Annotated in this window: 12 protein-coding genes; 8 read left to right on the top strand and 4 right to left on the bottom strand. The window is 39.8% G+C overall.

What is annotated here, in order from left to right; genetic code table 11:
- Positions 1 to 3: 3 nt before the first annotated feature.
- A complete protein-coding gene (locus O1Q79_RS03905; RefSeq protein WP_386693049.1) occupies positions 4 to 558 on the bottom strand; it encodes a nitroreductase family protein in 555 nt (184 codons plus the stop codon).
- 168 nt (positions 559 to 726) lie between these two features.
- Between O1Q79_RS03905 and sppA the strand changes: the two genes are divergently transcribed.
- Positions 727 to 2622, top strand: coding sequence for a signal peptide peptidase SppA (sppA, locus tag O1Q79_RS03910; RefSeq protein WP_386693051.1), 1896 nt, complete (start codon positions 727 to 729; stop codon positions 2620 to 2622).
- Between the two features lie 293 nt (positions 2623 to 2915).
- Here the strand turns inward: sppA and ttcA are convergent, their stop codons facing one another.
- Positions 2916 to 3839 carry a tRNA 2-thiocytidine(32) synthetase TtcA gene (ttcA, locus tag O1Q79_RS03915; RefSeq protein WP_386693052.1) on the bottom strand — a complete coding sequence of 308 codons (924 nt, stop codon included), beginning with the start codon at positions 3837 to 3839 and terminating at the stop codon, positions 2916 to 2918.
- A gap of 191 nt (positions 3840 to 4030) precedes the next feature.
- On the opposite strand from ttcA, the gene mukF reads away from it, so the two are divergent.
- The 7 genes from mukF to O1Q79_RS03950 all read left to right on the top strand — a co-directional run bounded on the left by mukF (position 4031) and on the right by O1Q79_RS03950 (position 16062).
- The gene (mukF, locus tag O1Q79_RS03920) at positions 4031 to 5365 is read left to right on the top strand and encodes a chromosome partition protein MukF (protein WP_386693053.1); all 1335 of its coding nucleotides are present in this window, start codon (positions 4031 to 4033) and stop codon (positions 5363 to 5365) included.
- A gap of 15 nt (positions 5366 to 5380) precedes the next feature.
- A complete protein-coding gene (mukE, locus tag O1Q79_RS03925) occupies positions 5381 to 6124 on the top strand; it encodes a chromosome partition protein MukE (RefSeq protein WP_386693054.1) in 744 nt (247 codons plus the stop codon).
- Positions 6124 to 10641, top strand: a complete 4518-nt coding sequence (gene mukB / locus O1Q79_RS03930; protein ID WP_386693055.1) for a chromosome partition protein MukB — start codon at positions 6124 to 6126, stop codon at positions 10639 to 10641. Before mukE ends, mukB begins: the two co-directional genes overlap by 1 nt.
- A gap of 79 nt (positions 10642 to 10720) precedes the next feature.
- On the top strand, positions 10721 to 11575 hold the full coding sequence (locus O1Q79_RS03935; RefSeq protein WP_386693056.1) for an EamA family transporter: 855 nt from the start codon (positions 10721 to 10723) through the stop codon (positions 11573 to 11575).
- Between the two features lie 4 nt (positions 11576 to 11579).
- Positions 11580 to 12995, top strand: a complete 1416-nt coding sequence (gene sbcB, locus O1Q79_RS03940) for an exodeoxyribonuclease I (RefSeq protein ID WP_386693057.1) — start codon at positions 11580 to 11582, stop codon at positions 12993 to 12995.
- Between the two features lie 682 nt (positions 12996 to 13677).
- A complete protein-coding gene (locus O1Q79_RS03945) occupies positions 13678 to 14538 on the top strand; it encodes an FkbM family methyltransferase (RefSeq protein ID WP_386693058.1) in 861 nt (286 codons plus the stop codon).
- Positions 14539 to 14742: 204 nt separating this feature from the next.
- Positions 14743 to 16062 carry an L-cystine transporter gene (locus tag O1Q79_RS03950; protein ID WP_386693060.1) on the top strand — a complete coding sequence of 440 codons (1320 nt, stop codon included), beginning with the start codon at positions 14743 to 14745 and terminating at the stop codon, positions 16060 to 16062.
- 75 nt (positions 16063 to 16137) lie between these two features.
- Here the strand turns inward: O1Q79_RS03950 and O1Q79_RS03955 are convergent, their stop codons facing one another.
- A complete protein-coding gene (locus O1Q79_RS03955; protein ID WP_386693061.1) occupies positions 16138 to 17037 on the bottom strand; it encodes a DUF5672 family protein in 900 nt (299 codons plus the stop codon).
- A gap of 72 nt (positions 17038 to 17109) precedes the next feature.
- Positions 17110 to 19560: a glycogen/starch/alpha-glucan phosphorylase gene (locus O1Q79_RS03960; protein ID WP_386693063.1), complete on the bottom strand. Its 2451-nt coding sequence runs from the start codon at positions 19558 to 19560 to the stop codon at positions 17110 to 17112.
- Between the last annotated feature and the right edge of the window lie 5 nt (positions 19561 to 19565).

The following is a 19565-nucleotide window of genomic DNA, read 5'->3' on the forward strand; positions in this document are numbered from 1 at the left end:
ATCCTATAAATATGAAACAAAATTTTGCGTATCAACGGTTTTACCGTCACGTTCTAATTTTTCATTCTCTGCTGTACCGATTAGTAACAGTGCAACGATTTTTTCTTGTTCTGTGCAAATTAATGTCTGACGTAATGCATCACCACCAGCCCATTTACCTGTAATCCACACATTATCAAAACCCAAACTTTGAGCTGCTAATTGAATACCATAGGTTGCACAACCCGCCGTCACTAATTGTTCCCATTCCGGCACTTTGTCAACATTTGGATCAAGTTTAGCTACAACCGCAATCACCATAGGACTTGCACAAATTTTATCAATTTTACTAAATTGCTTTTCATCTAACGTAAGATCGGTTGCGACTTGAGTTAAAACATTAGCTAATTTTGTTAAGCCTTTATCTTCAATTACAACGAAACGATAAGGTTTAAGTTTACCATGATCAGGCGTACGTAAAGCCGCTTGAAAAATTTGTTCAAGTTGTTCTTTATTAGGGGCCGGGGCAATTAATTTTTTATTTGATCGGCGAGTTGTAAGTAATTCTAATGCGTCCATAACTGTCCTTTTTATGATGCTTATTACAATAATAAATTTAGAATTTTAACATAAAAATACCGTGAAAACTTGTCATTTTTGCGGTATATTTCCTTTCAATGTAACTATTCATCAAGATAATCGGTTAGTATTATCAATACTATTTAATTATTACAATAAGGAAGTTCTATGAAAACTATTTTTAATTTCTTTAAATTAATTTGGAAAGCTCTCAATTTTATTCGCCGTGTGGTGATGAACCTTGTTTTTCTACTCTTTGTATTATTTCTCGCAACGGTCATTAGCCTGTTCAATTTACCCAAAAATAATGTTCAACTGGTCGGTGAGCAAGGGGCATTATTATTAAATTTAGATGGTTATTTAGCCGACAATCGTGAAACATCGCTGTCATGGCAAAAGGCATTAAACGAATTAGAGGGCAGTAATATACCGCGTAAAATTTCAACCTTTGATGTGGTTTATGCTATTGAAAATGCCAAGAATGATGAACGTATTAAAGGATTAGTGTTAGATTTAAATTATTTTGAAGGGGCAGATTTACCTGCGTTGGAATACGTGGGTTCGGCAATTCAACATTTTAAAGCACAACATAAACCTGTAATTGCGTTGTCAGAAAATTATAGTCAAGATCAGTATTTTTTAGCGAGTTTTGCTGATGAAATTTATTTAAATCCAGTGGGAACGGTGGATATTTATGGTTTATCTGCACAAAATTTATATTTCAAATCAATGTTAGATCAATTAGAGGTAACGCCACATATTTTCCGTGTCGGCACCTATAAATCTGCGGTTGAGCCATTTTTGCGTGATGATATGTCGCCTGAAGCTAGAGCCAATGGCGAACGTTGGTTAAAGGGTATGTGGACAAATTTCCGTGATATTGTGGCAAAAAATCGTCAAATTGAACCTAATCAAGTATTACCAGATAGTCAGCAATATTTAGCAGATTTGAAAGCCTTGAAAGGGGATAGCTCCGCCTATGCCAAACAACGTAAATTAATTACCGAATTTACAACAAGAACAGAAATTCAGCAAAAATTAACCGCACTTTTTGGTGAAAATACCCAAGATGATGTCATTGAATTTAAAAATGTAGATTTTGATACTTACTTAGCTGCTTTACCTGATCGTCAATTAGGTGACAGTCATTCTTCTAATCCAACCCATAAAATTGCGGTCGTTAATGTAGAAGGTGCCATTGTTGATGGAGAAAGTGAAAAAGATGAAGTGGGCGGTGATACCATTGCAAATTTATTACACCAAGCAGCTGATGATGAAGCAGTAAAAGCCGTTATATTACGGGTTAATAGCCCTGGTGGAAGTGCTTTTGCCTCAGAAGTTATTCGTCAAGAAATTGATAATTTACAAGCTATAGGAAAACCTGTTGTTACTTCAATGGGTGCAGAGGCGGCTTCTGGTGGCTACTGGATTTCAAGTACCACAGATTATATTGTGGCAGATAAAAATACGATAACAGGTTCAATTGGTATTTTTTCAATCTTCCCAACCTTTGAAAATAGCTTGAAAAAAATTGGTGTATCTGCTGATGGTATTCGTACATCTAAATTGAGTGAATTATCTTCCACAAGCCCATTGTCTGATGAACTCAAAGAGGTTTTTCAATTAGAAATAGAACAAGGCTATGATCGCTTTTTAGACGTAGTGAGTCGTGGTCGCCATCTCTCTAAAGCAGAAGTAGATAAAATCGCACAAGGACAAGTTTGGTTAGGGCAAGATGCGTTACAGCATAAGCTAGTGGACGAACTCGGTGATTTTGAAACTGCGGTGAAAAAAGCTAAAGAATTAGCCGATCAACAAACAGGTGAAAAAGCAGATTATTCCGTTGAATGGTTTGATGAAGAACCGCAAGGTTTTAAAGCCTTACTACAATCCTTACAACAAGGAACAAAATCTTTAGTGAAAACCAGTGTGAGTGAAATGGTTGGATTACCAGAGGTTAAGCAAGTACAGGGTCAGTTGAAAAATCAGTTGGGAATTTTGGGAAAATTTAATGATCCGAAAGGGCAGTATTTGTATTGTTTGAATTGTGGGGTTGTGAAGTGATTTACTTTTCTTTGCTTGTGCAAAGAAAAGTAACAAAAGAAAGCACACCCCGACTTCACCGCTTATCTTTGCTCATTTGGCATTTTATTCACGCTAAATCGCTCAGACAAGCAAAATTTAGCTAAAAATGCCAAGTCGCAAAGGCGGTTCAGACGGGGAGCGATTTGATCGAGCGGAGTAAAAGTGCGGTGAATAAATAGCTATTTTTTCCCAAGCTACGGAGTAGCATCACCATGCTTAACCTAGTACGTCAGTGCTAGGTATTCTCCAATTTTCCACCGCACTTTATTTCATCAAATAACTTCCCTAAACGCAATTTTCCCCTCTAACTCAAAATCTTCATTTTCATCATTCAAGGACACCGCAGAAAACTCTTCCCGATCAAACGCCAAATCCCCCTCAACACCATCAATTACCACCCCTTTTTTAATCCCTTTAAAATCAAACAATTCCGCATCACACAAATGGGATGGCACAATATCTTGCATCGCACTAAATATCGTTTCCAATCGCCCAGGGTATTGACGATCCCAAGTGTTCAACATCTCTTTCACCACTTGACGTTGCAAATTCGGTTGCGAACCGCAAAGGTTGCACGGGATAATCGGGAATTGTTTCGCAATGGCGTATTTTTCAATGTCTTTTTCTTTACAATACGCAAGCGGACGAATCACAATTTGCTTGCCGTCATCGCTGATGAGTTTTGGTGGCATTGATTTCAGTTTTCCGCCATAAAACATATTTAAGAATAGTGTTGCCAACATATCATCACGGTGATGACCCAAGGCAATTTTTGTTGCACCGAGTTCCGTGGCGGTGCGGTATAAAATCCCACGACGCAGACGAGAGCAGAGTGAGCAAGTGGTTTTGCCTTCAGGGATTTTTTCTTTCACAATGCCGTAAGTATTTTCTTCCACAATTTTGTAATCTACACCAATGCTGGCGAGATATTCAGGCAAAATATGCTCAGGGAATCCTGGTTGCTTTTGGTCTAAATTCACTGCCACAATATCAAAATGAATCGGGGCGTTCAGTCTTAAATTGAGTAAAATATCCAACAGCGTATAACTATCTTTCCCGCCCGACAGGCAAACCATCACTTTATCGCCGTCTTCAATCATATTAAAATCCGCAATGGCATTGCCCACATTACGGCGTAAGCGTTTTTGTAGTTTATTTAGGTTGTAGGTGTGTTTTTTGTCTTGTTCGGTTGTCATAAAAATATCCGTTAAAATGAATGTGCGTATGGTACGGATTGCCTTGATAAATTTCAATAAAAAATTAAAAATTTACACCGCACTTTTTTGTGACGATCAAGAACTTACAATATAAAGAAAGATCCTGTATAATCCCACCTAATTTTATATTGATTTCCTATGTAGTTAGGACAAAGTTGTGAGAAATTTTAATGTCTGAAACATCACAAACTATCCCCGAACTGGTGTCGTGGGCGAGAGAGCGAGAGTTTTCGCTGTCGCTCAACACCGAACGGCTAGCGTTTTTACTTGCCATTGCACTTTATAATAACGAACGTTTTGACGGCGAGATGCAAGAATCTGATCTGGTGGATATTTTCCGTCAAGTGTCAGCTGAATTTGATTATTCTGAGAGTGTCGTCACCCGAGCCAACAATGCCATTAATGATTTGGTGAAACAGCGGTTTTTAAACCGTTTTAGTAGTGATTTCACCGAAGGACTTTCCATTTACCGCTTGACCCCGTTGGGTGTGGGCGTGTCTGATTATTATATTCGTCAACGTGAATTTTCCGCCCTACGATTATCCGTGCAGCTTGCCATTGTGGCAGATGAAATTCAGCGTGCATCGGAATCAGCGGAAGAAGGTGTGCGGAAAAACGAAGACGCATATTTTTGGCGGCGAAATGTGTTTGCACCGCTTAAATATTCCGTGGCGGAGATTTTTGATAGCATTGATTTATCACAACGCATTATGGACGAAAATCAGCAGGGTATTAAGCAAGAGATCGCTGATTTGTTAAGCAAAGATTGGCAAGCGGCGATTGCCAGCTGTGAACGGTTGTTAGATGAAACATCGGGCAATTTGCGAGAATTGCAAGACACGCTCAATGCCGCAGGCGACAAGCTACAAGCCCAATTATTGCGGATTCAAGACTGTATTATCGGGAATAGCACGCTGTATTTTATTGACCAGTTGATTGTAGATTTGCAGGCAAAACTTGACCGCATTATCAGCTGGGGACAGCAAGCCATTGATTTGTGGATCGGCTACGATCGACACGTGCATAAATTTATTCGTACCGCCATTGATATGGATAAAAATCGGGTGTTTAGCCAACGATTACGCCATTCCATTCATCATTATTTTGATGCCCCTTGGTATTTATGGACGGCTCAAGCGGAACGCTTGATTGATTTGCGTGATGAAGAATTGCTGTTGCGAGATGAAGATGCACTTGGTGAATTGCCAGATGAATTGCAGTATGAACAGCTTTCCGACTTGCACGATCAAATTGTTGAGACGATGCAAGCCTTGCTCATCGCCCAACGTGAACACAATCAACCGATTGATTTAAGCCTTGTGTTAAAACAACAGCTTGAACATTATCCGCTTTCTCGCCATTTTGACGTGGCACGCATTATCGTGGATCAAGCGGTGCGATTAGGTTTAGCCAGTCAAGATCTCTCGGGCATTTATTCCCCGTGGCAACCGATTAATAACGCTGGTGCAGAAGTGCAGGCGAATGTGATTGATGAATTTAAATAAGAAAGAGAAGACAAAATGACAGACCATCTTCAAGACGTGATTTCAACCAAATTGGCAGCCGCTATTGCCAATCCACTATTTCCTGCGGTGGATAGCCAGTTACGGGCAGGGCGGCATATTGGGCAAGAGTATTTAGATAATTATGCGTTTTTAGGCGATTTTCAGGCAGAATTAGACAGTTTTTATCGCCGTTATAATGTGGAGCTGATTCGTGCCCCCGAAGGGTTTTTCTATTTGCGTCCGAAAGCCACGACTTTGATTTCACGTTCCGTGTTGTCGGAGCTAGAAATGTTGGTAGGGAAAGTGCTGTGTTATCTGTATTTAAGCCCTGAACGGTTGGCTCAACAGGGGATTTTTTCGGTGCAAGAAGTGTATGATGAGTTGCTCAATTTGGCGGATGAAGCGAAATTGTTGAAAGCAATTAATTTGCGTGCCAGTGGGTCGGATTTGGATAAACAAAAGCTGGCGGAAAAAGTGCGAGCCGCCATTGGGCGGTTACGCCGTTTGGGAATGTTGCATACGGTGGGCGAGCAGAATAGCGGTAAGTTTACCATTTCCGAATCGGTGTTCCGTTTTGGGGCGGAAGTGCGGTCGGGGGATGATCCGCTGGAAGCCCAATTACGCTTGATTCGGGACGGTGAAGCGGCAACTCCGCAATCGTTGCAAGCGGAAAAAGCGGCGTTCAATCAAGAAACTGCGGTGGAAAATGACGAAGATTTTGATGATAGCCAAGATGAGAATGAAGAAGGGGCGGAATAATGGCAGAGTTTGAATTAGAACAAGATGATTTAAGCCAACAAGATGTGGTAGAAGAAATGCAGGAAGAAACAGAAGAAATTTTCACCGCCGTTTCGCCATTTCAACCGCAAGCAGGAGTAGAACGGGGCAAATTCCGCTCGCTGACATTGATTAACTGGAACGGTTTTTTTGCTCGCACCTTTGATTTAGATGAACTGGTGACCACGCTGTCGGGCGGTAACGGAGCAGGGAAATCTACGACAATGGCAGGCTTTGTGACGGCGTTGATTCCTGATTTGACCTTGTTGCATTTCCGTAATACCACCGAAGCGGGGGCGAGTGGCGGATCCCGTGATAAAGGGTTGCACGGCAAACTTCGCCCTGGGGTGTGTTATGCCGTGTTGGATACCTTTAATTCACGTCATCAACGCACCTTGGTAGGGGCAAGATTGCAGCAAATTGCAGGACGTGATAAGAAAGTGGATATTAAAACCTTTAGTTTGCAAGGGGTAGAATTATCCGTTAATCCAACGTCCATTTTCACCGAAGTGGTCAATGATCGCCAAGCCAAAGTATTGAATTTAAACGAACTTAAAGACAAGATTGACGATATTGGCGGACAATTCAAGCAATATCATTCCATCGCCGATTATCACGCAATGATGTTTGATTTGGGGATTATTCCAAAACGTCTGCGTTCATCTAGCGACCGTGCGAAATTCTATAAACTGATTGAAGCGTCCCTGTACGGGGGAATTTCCAGTGCCATCACCAAATCCTTGCGTGATTATTTATTGCCAGAAAATCTCGGCGTTCGCAAGGCGTTCCAAGATATGGAATCGGCGTTGCGGGAAAACCGTATGACCTTGGAAGCCATTAAGCTGACCCAAGCGGATCGGGATCTATTTAAGCATTTGATTACCGAAACCACCAATTATGTGGCATCGGATTATATGCGTAACGCCAATGAGCGGCAGGGCAATATTGAAAATGCCTTGAAGTTCCGCCGTGAGTGGTATCAAGCCAAGTCGGAACAGGCATTGTCGCAACATCGTTTAATTGATTTAAGCCGTGAAGCTCAGGAATTAGCCGAAAGCGAAAAAGGGCTGGAAGTGGATCACCAAAGTGCGGCGGATCATTTAAATTTGGTGCTCAATGCGTTACGTCATCAAGAAAAAATTGAGCGTTATCAAGACGATATTGGTGGCTTAACGGAACGTCTTGAAGAACAAAAAATGGTGGTGGAAACGAGCCAAGAACAGCTAGAAGAAAGCCAAGCCCAATTTGAGCAATTAGAAAGCGAAGTGGATCAAATTCGCAGCCAGCTTGCTGATTATCAACAAGCATTAGATGCTCAACAAACTCGAGCGTTGCAATATCAACAAGCCATTGCGGCGTTAGAAAAAGCCAAACAGCTCTGCGGATTGGCAGATTTGAGCGTGAAAAATGTGGACGATTATCAGCAAGAATTTGCCGCTCAAGGGGACATTCTGACCGAAAAAGTGTTAGAGCTTGAGCATAAAATGTCCATTTCCGAAGCCGCAAAATCGCAATTTGATAAAGCCTATCAGTTGGTGTGCAAAATTGCAGGGGACGTGCCAAGAAGTGCGGCGTGGGAATCGGCGAAAGAGCTTTTGCGTGAATATCCAACCCAAAAACTCAATGCCACCCAAACCCCACAATTACGAGCAAAATTGCACGAATTGGAACAGCGTTTTGCCCAGCAACAAAGTGCGGTGCGTTTATTAAAAGATTTTAATCAACGTGCCAACACACAGTTGGAAACCGCTGATGAACTGGAAGAATTTTATACGGAACAAGAAGCCCTGATTGAAGATTTGGGGGTGGAGCTTTCCGAACAAGTGGAAAACCGTTCTACCTTACGTCAAAAACGAGAGCAGTTAAATCAAGCCTATCAAGAACATTCGCAAAAAGCCCCAGCGTGGTTACTGGCTCAAGCCGAACTTGAACGATTAACCGAACAATCAGGCGAGCAGTTTGGTGACAGCCAAGATGTGATGAATTATATGCAATCGTTGTTGGTGAAAGAACGTGAGTTGACATTGCAACGTGACGATCTCGCTCAAAAACGTCAACAGTTAGAAACACAGATTTCACGTTTAAGCCAACCTGATGGCTCAGAAGATGCGCGTTTGAATGTGTTGGCAGAGCGTTTTGGCGGCGTGTTGTTGTCCGAACTTTACGATGATGTGCCGATAGAAGATGCACCGTATTTCTCCGCCCTTTATGGTCCTGCTCGCCACGCCATTGTGGTGCGTGATTTGGCCCAAGTTAAAGCCCAACTTGCCAATTTAGACGATTGCCCTGATGATTTGTATTTAATTGAAGGTGATCCAAGTGCCTTTGATGATAGCGTGTTGTCCGCCAATGAGTTGGAACACGGCGTGGTGGTGCAAGTGTCAGATAGGGAAGTGCGTTATTCCAAATTCCCTGAAATTCCATTGTTCGGGCGTGCGGCTCGGGAAAAACACTTAGCGGAATTGGAAATTGAGCGTGACAATGTCACAGAAAAATATGCCGAAGCCGCTTTTGATGTACAAAAATGCCAACGCTTACACCAACAATTTAGCCAATTTGTCGGCTTGCATTTAGCCTTGGCGTTCTTACCAAACCCTGAAGAAAGCCTGCGAGCCATTAATACGGAACGCAATGAAATTGAGCGAGAATTAACCGCACTTTCCACTGGCGAACAGCAAGCACGCTTGAAATTAGATCAAGCCAAAGAAAAAATGCAGTTGCTCAATCGGATTATTCCACAATTAGCCGTGATTGCTGATGAAAGCCTGCAAGACCGCATTGAAGAATGTCGGGAGCAATTAGATAATCTTGAGCAAGATGAATTGTTTATCCGCCATCACGGCGTGACATTGTCACAATTAGAACCGATTGCGAACAGCTTGCAAAGCGACCCTGAAAATTACGAACGCTTGAAAGATGACTTGGCTCAAGCCGTGGCAATGCAAAAACAAGTGCAACAGAAAATTTTTGCGTTGGCGGACGTAGTGCAACGTAAAGCCCATTTTGCCTATGATGATGCCATTCAAACCGAAAGCAACAGTCTAAATGAGCAACTACGGTTGAAATTGGAACAGACCCAAGCAAGACGTGAGCAAAGCCGTGAACAGCTCCGTCAAAAACAAACGCAATTTGCTCAATATAATCAGGTGATGATTCAGTTGCAAAGTGCGTATAACAGTAAAAATGATTTGCTGAAAGAATTATTGGCGGAAGTGAGTGATCTCGGTGTACGAGCCGATCTCGGGGCAGAAGAGCGTGCGAGAGTGCGGAAAGATGAATTATATCAACAACTTTCCACCAACCGCCAACGCCGTTCTTATGTGGAAAAACAACTCACCTTGATTGAAAGCGATGCAGAAAATTTAACTCGCCGTATTCGCAAAGCAGAGCGAGATTATAAACAGCAACGTGAAATCGTGGTCGCCGCCAAAGCCAGTTGGTGCGTGGTATTACGGTTATCTCGCAACAGCGATGTGGAAAAACGACTACACCGCCGTGAGCTTGCCTATTTATCCGCAGACGATTTGCGTTCAATGTCGGATAAAGCCCTTGGGGCATTACGCCAAGCGGTGGCAGACAATGAATATCTGCGTGACAGCCTGCGTTTGTCGGAAGATAACCGCAAACCTGAAAACAAAGTGCGGTTCTTTATTGCGGTGTATCAACATTTGCGTGAGCGGATTCGCCAAGATATTATCAAAACCGACGACCCAATTGATGCCATTGAACAAATGGAAATTGAGCTTAACCGCTTAACGGACGAACTCACAGGGCGTGAGCAAAAATTGGCGATCAGCAGCGAATCGGTAGCGAACATTATGCGAAAAACCATTCAACGTGAACAAAATCGTATTCGTCAGCTCAACCAAGGATTACAAAATATTTCCTTTGGACAAGTGAAATCCGTGCGGTTGGTGGTGAATATCCGTGATACCCACGCTATGCTGTTAGATGCCTTATCAGGCGAACAGCAGGAATACCAAGATTTATTTAGCGACAATCGCATCACTTTCTCAGAAGCGATGGCGAAACTCTATCAACGCATTAATCCGCATATTGATATGGGTAACCGTACCGCCCAAACCATCGGCGAAGAATTGCTCGATTACCGCAATTATTTGGATTTAGAAGTGGAAGTGTTCCGTGGTGCAGACGGCTGGTTGCGTGCCGAAAGTGGCGCATTATCAACAGGTGAAGCCATTGGTACGGGGATGTCTATCTTATTAATGGTGGTGCAAAGCTGGGAAGAAGAAAGCCGCCGTATTCGTGGCAAAGACATTGTGCCTTGCCGCTTGCTCTTCCTTGACGAAGCCGCACGACTTGACGGCAAATCCATTTCCACCTTGTTTGAATTATGCGAACGGTTAGATATGCAATTATTAATCGCCGCCCCTGAAAATATCAGCCCAGAAAAAGGCACGACCTATAAACTGGTGCGGAAAATTTCGGGGAATCAAGAACAGGTTCACGTTGTGGGATTAAGAGGTTTTGGACAATAATATAGGGGCGGATCAGGGTATCCGCCCGTTAACTAACAAATTTACTTTCTTTTATTATTATTTTATATAAGGAATTTTTATGCACTTTCTCATTCTAGCCATTCTTTGCAGTGTGTCGGTGTCTGTGTTATTTAAACTGTCAAAACGTTACAACGTCGCAACAGATCAAATGGTCGCCTTTGGTTATGTGGTCGCATTATCACTCAGCTATTTCTTATTATCCCCTGATTTCAAAGGGTTAGGCTTTACGGAATTTGTGTTAGAAAGCGAGTCTAAACCGATTTTCTTAACCCTTGGCGTGTTGTTGCCTGTGGGCTTTATTGTGATGTCGAAAGCGGTGGAACACGGGGGGATTGTGCGTACCGATGCGGCACAACGTTTAGCCTTGTTCTTGCAAATTATCGCTGCGGTAGTGATTTTCGGCGAAGCCATTACGGAAATGAAAACCTACGGCGTGATTGTGGCATTCTTCGCCTTGTTTGGCTTATTGTATAAACCAGCTGGCAGTATGGGCAATGCGAAAATTGCTGCGTTGGCATTAGCTGGTGTATGGTTGATTTGGGGGAGTACGGGGATTTTATTTAAGAAAATTGCGTTGCAAGGCGGTGCATTTCCAGCCACCTTATTCATTTCGTTCGCCTGTGCAATGGTAATTATGTTTACTTATTTATTGATTAAACGTACCCAATGGACGGCACCGAGTTTGCTTGCAGGTATCCTGCTTGGTGCGTTAAATTTCGGCAATATCCTGTTTTATATTTACGCCCACCAATTCTACAAAGCCAACCCAACCATCGTATTTGCTACGATGGACGTGGGTGTGATTTGCTTAGGTACGATTATCGGGGCATTCGCCTTTAAAGAACGGATTAGCAAAATTAATATCGCTGGGATTATCTTAGGCGTGATTGCGATTTTGTTATTAAGATTATAAGGTTATGAACGAATTTAGCTATTTTTTCTACGATTACGAAAGTTTCGGTATCAGCCCGAGCGAAGACCGTCCAGCGCAATTTGCTGGCATTCGAACGGACAGCGATTTTAATATTATTGACGATCCTGTGATGTTGTATTGCAAGCAAACCAATGATTATTTACCGAGTCCCGAAGCGGTGTTGGTAACGGGCATTACGCCACAAGAATGTAATGAGAAAGGCTTAAGCGAACCCGAATTTGCGGCAAAAATTTTAGCGGAATTTAACCAGCCCAATACTTGTATTATCGGCTATAACAATATTCGTTATGATGACGAAATGACCCGTTATACCTTTTATCGTAACTTTATTGACCCGTACGAGTACAGTTGGAAAAACGGTAATTCTCGTTGGGATTTGCTGGATTTGGTGCGTGCATGCTATGCGTTACGACCCGATGGCATTGAATGGGCATACGATGAAGACGGCGTGCCGAGTTTCCGCTTGGAAAAATTGACCGTTGCCAATGGCATTGAACATAGCAACGCCCACGATGCGATGGCGGATGTGTATGCCACCATTGCGATGGCAAAATTGATTAAGCAAAAACAGCCGAAATTTTTTCAATTTTTCTTTGATTATCGGGGCAAAAAAGCCCTTGAAAGTTTAGTCAATATGGCGGAAATGACCCCACTGGTTCACGTTTCGGGAATGCTGGGCAATTATCGGGGCAACTGCACTTGGATTGCCCCCTTGGCGTGGCATCCCATTAATCAAAATGCGTTAATTGTCTGCGATCTCGCACAGAATATCGATGATTTACTGACGAAATCCGCCGATGAATTACGAAAAAATCTCTATACCAAGAAATCCGAGCTAGAAGCTCAGGGTATTTTGCCTGTGCCACTTAAATTGGTACATCTCAATAAATGTCCCATTTTAGCCCCTGCCAAAGTATTATTGCCTGAGAACGCAGAGCGATTAGGCATTGATCGCCCATTCTGCTTGGCAAATCTACAAAAACTGCGTCAATCTACGGAAGTGCGGTCAAAAGTAGAAGAGATTTTTGCACAAGAACGGATATTTGAACCCAGTGAAAATGTTGAAACCCAATTATACAGCGGTTTCTTTAGCCCGAATGATCGCAATAATCAGAATATTCTGCGAACCTTGTCGCCTGAACAGCTGGCAAATCACGGCTTAACCTTTGAAGATAACAGGGTAGAGAAGTTACTATTCCATTATCGTGCTAGACATTATTTCAAAACTTTAAATCGAACAGAGCAGTTACAATGGGAACGCTACCGCCGCCGTAAATTAGAAAAAAGTGCGGTGGATTTTGAGCAAAGAATGCAAAGTCTGATAGATGAATATAGTAATGATGAAGAAAAATTGCAGTTATTACATTCGGTTTATGAGTATGCATCAAAATTGCTGTGATTTTTTATGACATCGTAACAAAATAAACAAGAATAAAACAAAAACGCTTCATGTATTTATGTACATAAGCGTTTTTTTATATTTAGCTCATGTCATAAGTATTATTTTATTAAACAGCATCTACATAGATAAATTTTGTAACTAGAATCTCAACAAAGATTTCTCAGATCTAGAATCTCAACAAAGATTTCTCAGATTTTGCATAGCATTGCCTAAGGAATTGTCTTTCTTGACTAGTGCTTTTTATTATTTGTTGTTAATAATTTCATAAAATCCTACGTTACATAACCATTTTACCCCTTAATTTGTCTTGCTTAACTGTTGCATAGTGATTGTTGATAACTCTGTGATTTATTTAATTCGTAGTATCTGCTAACCTGATAACAGATTTCGCATAATGTATATTATGTTAAATTAAAAGAATAAAAAGTCACAATTATACCTACTCTAGTTCTAGTTTGGATTTATTTAGATATGAAGGAAAGTTATATTGATAACGCTACGTAAAATCTGAAAACGAATGAATATAATTCTCGTCAGATTTTTTACTGGACTACCATATCGTAAAATTTAGGTTAATTAGCTGAATCTGAACATGAACATAATAGAATTGATTATGTTAGAATAACGAACGATAAAATAATTAAGAAATCCCTTTACTTAAGATAGGAGTTCAATCAAAATGCCTAACCAACCAACCAACCAACCAACCAACCAACAATCGAATACTATAAATAACAGTACTACTCGTCCCATCTCTTTTATTCTTGCATCAACCCACACTGGAACGATGATCTTAAATCGACAGGATTATACGTCTAATGCAAACGGAGAATATTTTGGTGTGGGTTATCAATATTTGACTACATCGGAATTTGATCAGCATGAGATTAATCTCGCATTGCAATTATTACGTTTACGTCGTCAATATTATGGTGATGGTGTTCAAGCATTAGATTGCGGTGCAAATATCGGGGCGCATTCTATTGCTTGGGGAAATGAAATGACACATTGGGGAAATGTATTATCTTTTGAAGCTCAGGAACGAATTTATTATGCCTTAGCCGGTAATATCGCGATTAATAATTGCTTTAATGTCAGAGCATTAAATGTCGCATTAGGTGATGATAGCCAAGAGAAATTCTTATTTATTCCTAAATTGGATTACAATCAACACGCTTCTTTCGGTAGTTTTGAATTAAAACAATTAGCCCGTTCTGAATTTATCGGTCAGTATATTGATTATCAACATGCAGAAAAAATTAAAGTCCCTTTATTATCCTTAGACAGTTTAGAATTACAACGATTGGATTTTATTAAAATGGATGTAGAAGGCATGGAAGAAGAAGTGTTAAAAAGTGGTTTAAATTTAATTAAACAATTTAAGCCGATTATGTTGGTAGAAATTCTAAAAACGGGTTTAGAACCCATCAGTAATCTCTTGATTCCATTAGGCTATCGTATTTTTTCGCAAGGTATTAATATATTAGCTGTACATGAAGAAGATCCGGTGTTAAAGCATATTACAGTGAACTCCAAATAAAAAACTGCGGTCAAAAAATATTGATTTTTTTGACCGCGATTCTATTTTACAATCTACACTATTCTATTGTCATTAATGTGACGATGTCACTATTGAATTCTATTTAGTTATAAGTTATGCCAAAATTGTAATAACGTTATTTTTAGTATTCTGGTATCATTACTCCCCTATTTTTCTATTTTCATTTATAAGGAATTAAATAAAATGCTTATTGTTATTTTTGTTGCGTTTTTAGCTATACTTTATGGTTTAAATGTACTGTATCGTAAAAATCAAAAATTAGGTTTAACGGTGCTTGTAGCGTTAGTTTTAGGTTTATTATTTGGAACTACGCTACAAACCTTTGCAGAAAAATCATTAATTGATACTGCACTTGATTGGATTAATTTAGTCGGCAATGGTTATGTACGATTATTACAAATGATTGTGATGCCATTAGTCTTTGTTTCCATTCTTTCAGCTATTACTAAATTAAATCAAGCAAGCTCGTTAGGTAAAATCAGTTTTAGCGTACTTGGTGTCTTATTAGTAACCACCGCTATTGCCGCCGCTATCGGTATTGCAATGACCTATATTTTTGATTTATCCGCAGATGGTTTAATTGCAGGTGAACGTGAATTAGCGGCTCAAGCTAAAGTTGATGGACGCGTAGATCAAGTTAGTCATTTGAGTGTACCGACTATGCTACTCTCTTTTATTCCGAAAAATCCGTTTGCAGAACTCACTGGCGCTAATCCTACATCTATTATTAGTGTCGTTATCTTCTCTGCTTTATTAGGGATTGCAACATTGAGTTTACGCAAAGAAAACGAAGAATTAGGTAATCGTATTGCTCAAGGTGTTGATACACTAAATCAATTAGTCATGCGCTTAGTTCGTTTTGTGATTCGCTTAACACCTTATGGCGTTTTTGCCTTAATGATTAAAATGGCATCTACATCTAAATGGGAAGATATTGTAAATTTAGGTAGCTTTATTGTCGCATCTTATTTGGCAATTTTATTAATGTTTATTGTACACGGTGTAATACTTGCTTTTTCTGGTATTAATCCGTTTAACTATTTTAAAAATGTGTTACCTGTATTGAGTTTTGCATTTACTTCCCGTTCAAGTGCTGCATCTATCCCACTTAATATTGAAACCCAAATAGACAAATTGGGTAATAAAAGTGTGATTGCAAATTTCTCTGCAACCTTTGGTGCTACTATTGGGCAAAATGGTTGTGCTGGAATTTACCCCGCAATGTTAGCTGTCATGGTCGCTCCAACTGTAGGAGTTGACCCTTTTACCTTACAATATATTCTGAGCTTAATTTTAGTGGTTGCCATTTCTTCCTTTGGTATTGCCGGTGTCGGTGGTGGCGCAACTTTTGCTGCAATCGTGGTATTATCTAGCTTAAATCTACCGTTGGCATTAGTCGGTTTGTTAATTTCTATTGAACCATTAATTGATATGGGACGTACTGCACTAAATGTGAATGGTGCTATGCTGGCGGGTACATTAACGAATAAATGGTTAAAATAACAGATAGTTAATTAAACAATTAACAAAAAGTGCGATGAATTCTTAAAATTTTCATCGCACTTTTTGTATTTACATCTAAATTAAAATATTTCCTTGATTCTCATCTCGAACTTGATATCCTAGTTTCTTAAATAAATCAATAAGCTCTAAAAGAAATGGCACTTCTAAGTAATGAGAAACGCTATTCATTACTTTTCTAGTCAAGGTAATTTCATTTAATCCAGTTAATTTGAATAGACCAAATAAATGAACTCCGAAGATATTTTTTAACGGAATATCAAGTATTGAAGATAATGGAAGAGATTCTATCGAAAAATAGGTCGCCGTATAAATATCGGCAAATTTAATCCCTTCATTTTCTAATCTTTCACGATTCACACCCGTTAAGAACACATCTTCATTGTGAGTGTTAAGTCCCCAAGAAAGGGATAATTCATTACTTTCTACGGAAAAAGTTGGGGGATGTATGCTCATTGGAACAGCATTATGGCTAGGTAATTCCAATAATCGTTTACTTCTTAATGAAAAACCGCCATTGAGTAATTGTTGAAAGCCTGCTGGAGGATTCCGATGATTCTCACACCAATATTCCCAATTTCCCGTTCTAATAATATTGGGTTCATATTTTACAAGAATTGGAACTACCGCTCCAATAAAATCAAAGTGGAAAAAATTATCTTGCCAATTTTTTCCATTTAATACCCAACCATCATCTTGAACCGTCAAACAATATTCGGTTTTAATGATCTCTTTTAACGCGTATAAAATATAAAGATTATATTCCAAATAACTAAATGATTTACAACCAATATGTTGAATATAGTCTGGTAAATGCTCAGGTTTATTAGGACTAACAAGAATAACTTTTGGTTGTTCGCCAAGTTCTATATAACTACGTTGCAAAGCATACATTGAACCTAATGTATAATCTTCATTCCCTGTAATACTCACCAAGGTAATATCAGAAAAATTCATTCAATAATCCTTAAATTATAAATAAAAACGCGGTGAAAATTCACCGCATTTTCTACATTACCACACTCTCAATTACGCCGATTTTAATGGCTTAATTTTCCAGATTCTTTCTGCATATTCTGCAATGGTACGGTCAGATGAGAAGAAACTCATGTTAACAATATTTTGTAACGCGCTGTTTACCCAGGCTTCTTGATCTTTGTATTTTTCATCCACCGTTTTTTGAGCTTCTACATAGCTACGGAAATCCGCAAAGGCTTGATAATAATCGTGGTATCTCAAACCATTTAATAATAAGTCTTGATAACGATTAGGATCATTTGGTGAGAAATGACCTGAGCTGATTTGGTCAATCACACTACGTAATTGTTGATCTGATTGATAAATATCAAATGGACGATAACCTTGACGGCGTAGTTCTTCTACTTGCTCAACGGTGTTACCAAAGATAAAGATATTATCTTTGCCGACATTTTGTAGAATTTCGACATTTGCACCGTCTAGCGTCCCTAATGTCAAAGCACCGTTTAGGGCAAATTTCATATTACTTGTACCAGATGCTTCGGTACCGGCTAATGAAATTTGTTCAGAAATATCTGCCGCCGGAATAATGATTTGTGCAAGGCTTACGCTGTAATTTGGTATAAAGACTACTTTTAAACGACCTTGTAAACGTTCATCATTATTAATGACGTTGGCAATATCATTAATTAAATTAATAGTTTGTTTAGCTACGTAATAAGCTGACGCGGCTTTACCGGCAAGGATAAATACGCGTGGTGTCCAGTCTTTTTCTGGATTTGCTAACATTTCATTGTAACGTGCAACAATATGTAAAACATTCAAACTTTGGCGTTTGTATTCGTGAATACGTTTAACTTGTACATCAAATAAGGCATCTGGATTTAACTCTACGCCTAATTCTTTTTTCACATAATCTGCTAAGCGAACTTTGTTCGCACGTTTAATCGCTGGAATGGCTTTTTTCAATTCAGGATCTTGAATATGTTTTTTCAACAATTCAAGCTGACTTAAATCACGACGCCATTCGGTACCGATATATTTATCAAATAATGCAGATAAATCAGGGTTTGCCACTGCGATCCAACGACGTGGTGTAATACCATTTGTCACATTCGTAAAGCGTTCTGGATAAATACGAGCAAAATCGGCAAAGGTAGATGTTACCATTAAATCAGAATGAATTGCTGCTACCCCATTCACTTTGTGTGAGCCAACCACGGATAACCAGCCCATGCGTACTTTACGTACATCACCTTCTTCCACTAAAGACACACGGCGGATAAATTCTTCATCTGTGGTCACATTATTTCTCACGTACTCTAAGAAATAATCGTTGATTTCGAAAATCATTTGTAAATGACGAGGTAAAATTTTCGCCATCATTTCTACTGGCCAAGTTTCTAAGGCTTCTGACATTAAGGTATGGCAAGTATAAGAGAAAATACGGCAACTCATTTCCCAGGCTTTTTCCCAAGTGTAACCATTTTCATCCACTAAAATACGCATTAATTCTGGAATTGCTAAGGCTGGGTGGGTGTCATTTAAGTGAATTGCGACATGATCAGCAAGATTTTCAATGGTACCGTGAATACGTACATGACGGCGGATAATATCTTGCAATGACGCAGACACTAAGAAATATTCTTGGCGTAAACGCAATTCTTTCCCTGCGGTAGTAGAATCATCTGGATAAAGCACACGAGAGACGTTTTCAATGGATGAACGTTCTTCAATCGCACCAAAATAATCCCCTTTGTTAAATTCTGCCAAATTAAAGGTATCACTGGCATTAGCAGACCACAAACGTAATGTGGTGGCACTGTCATTGTCATAACCAGGGATCATTTGGTCATAAGCAAGTGCGGTGATTTCTTCAGAATTATTCCATACACATTTTTTACCTTCAAAATAAATATGGCCACCAAAGCGAATATTAAAACGTTTGGATGGGCGAATAAATTCCCAAGAAGACCCTTTTTCCAACCAAGCATCCGGTTTTTCAACTTGATGTCCGTCTTCGATATGTTGTTGGAACATACCATATTCATAACGAATACCGTAGCCCATACTTGGAATAGCCAATGTGGCTAATGAATCCATAAAACAAGCGGCTAAACGGCCTAAACCACCGTTCCCTAAACCAGGGTCAACTTCTTTTTCTAATACATCTTCTAAATCGACATTTAATTCTGCAAGTGCTTTACTCACAGTTGTGTAAACGCCCTCAGCTAACATGGCGTTAGATAAAGTACGTCCGATTAAGAATTCCATTGATAGGTAATAAACTCGGCGAGTATCTTTCGCTCTTGATTGCTTCGCAGTAGAAATCCATCCTTCGGTAACTAAGTCGCGAACAGCAAATAAAGTAGCGTTTAACCAGTCGCGTTGACTGGCTTCTTCTGGTGAACGACCAATGAGATAAACTAATTTATAGACAATAGCTTTTTTTAAAGATTCTACGTCATTAGATGGACGTGCATAATTTTGCATTTCTTGCATAGAAA

The organism is Lonepinella sp. MS14434, assembly GCF_042468235.1.
Taxonomy (GTDB): domain Bacteria; phylum Pseudomonadota; class Gammaproteobacteria; order Enterobacterales; family Pasteurellaceae; genus Lonepinella.

Excerpts from the sequence above, each read along its gene's own strand:
- O1Q79_RS03960 (WP_386693063.1), bottom strand. The coding sequence starts at position 19,560 with ATGCAAGAAATGCAAAATTATGCACGTCCATCTAATGACGTAGAATCT.
- sppA (WP_386693051.1), top strand. The coding sequence starts at position 727 with ATGAAAACTATTTTTAATTTCTTTAAATTAATTTGGAAAGCTCTCAAT.
- O1Q79_RS03950 (WP_386693060.1), top strand. The coding sequence starts at position 14,743 with ATGCTTATTGTTATTTTTGTTGCGTTTTTAGCTATACTTTATGGTTTA.
- O1Q79_RS03905 (WP_386693049.1), bottom strand. The coding sequence starts at position 558 with ATGGACGCATTAGAATTACTTACAACTCGCCGATCAAATAAAAAATTA.
- O1Q79_RS03935 (WP_386693056.1), top strand. The coding sequence starts at position 10,721 with ATGCACTTTCTCATTCTAGCCATTCTTTGCAGTGTGTCGGTGTCTGTG.
- mukB (WP_386693055.1), top strand. The coding sequence starts at position 6,124 with ATGGCAGAGTTTGAATTAGAACAAGATGATTTAAGCCAACAAGATGTG.
- mukE (WP_386693054.1), top strand. The coding sequence starts at position 5,381 with ATGACAGACCATCTTCAAGACGTGATTTCAACCAAATTGGCAGCCGCT.
- O1Q79_RS03955 (WP_386693061.1), bottom strand. The coding sequence starts at position 17,037 with ATGAATTTTTCTGATATTACCTTGGTGAGTATTACAGGGAATGAAGAT.
- sbcB (WP_386693057.1), top strand. The coding sequence starts at position 11,580 with ATGAACGAATTTAGCTATTTTTTCTACGATTACGAAAGTTTCGGTATC.
- mukF (WP_386693053.1), top strand. The coding sequence starts at position 4,031 with ATGTCTGAAACATCACAAACTATCCCCGAACTGGTGTCGTGGGCGAGA.
- O1Q79_RS03945 (WP_386693058.1), top strand. The coding sequence starts at position 13,678 with ATGCCTAACCAACCAACCAACCAACCAACCAACCAACAATCGAATACT.
- ttcA (WP_386693052.1), bottom strand. The coding sequence starts at position 3,839 with ATGACAACCGAACAAGACAAAAAACACACCTACAACCTAAATAAACTA.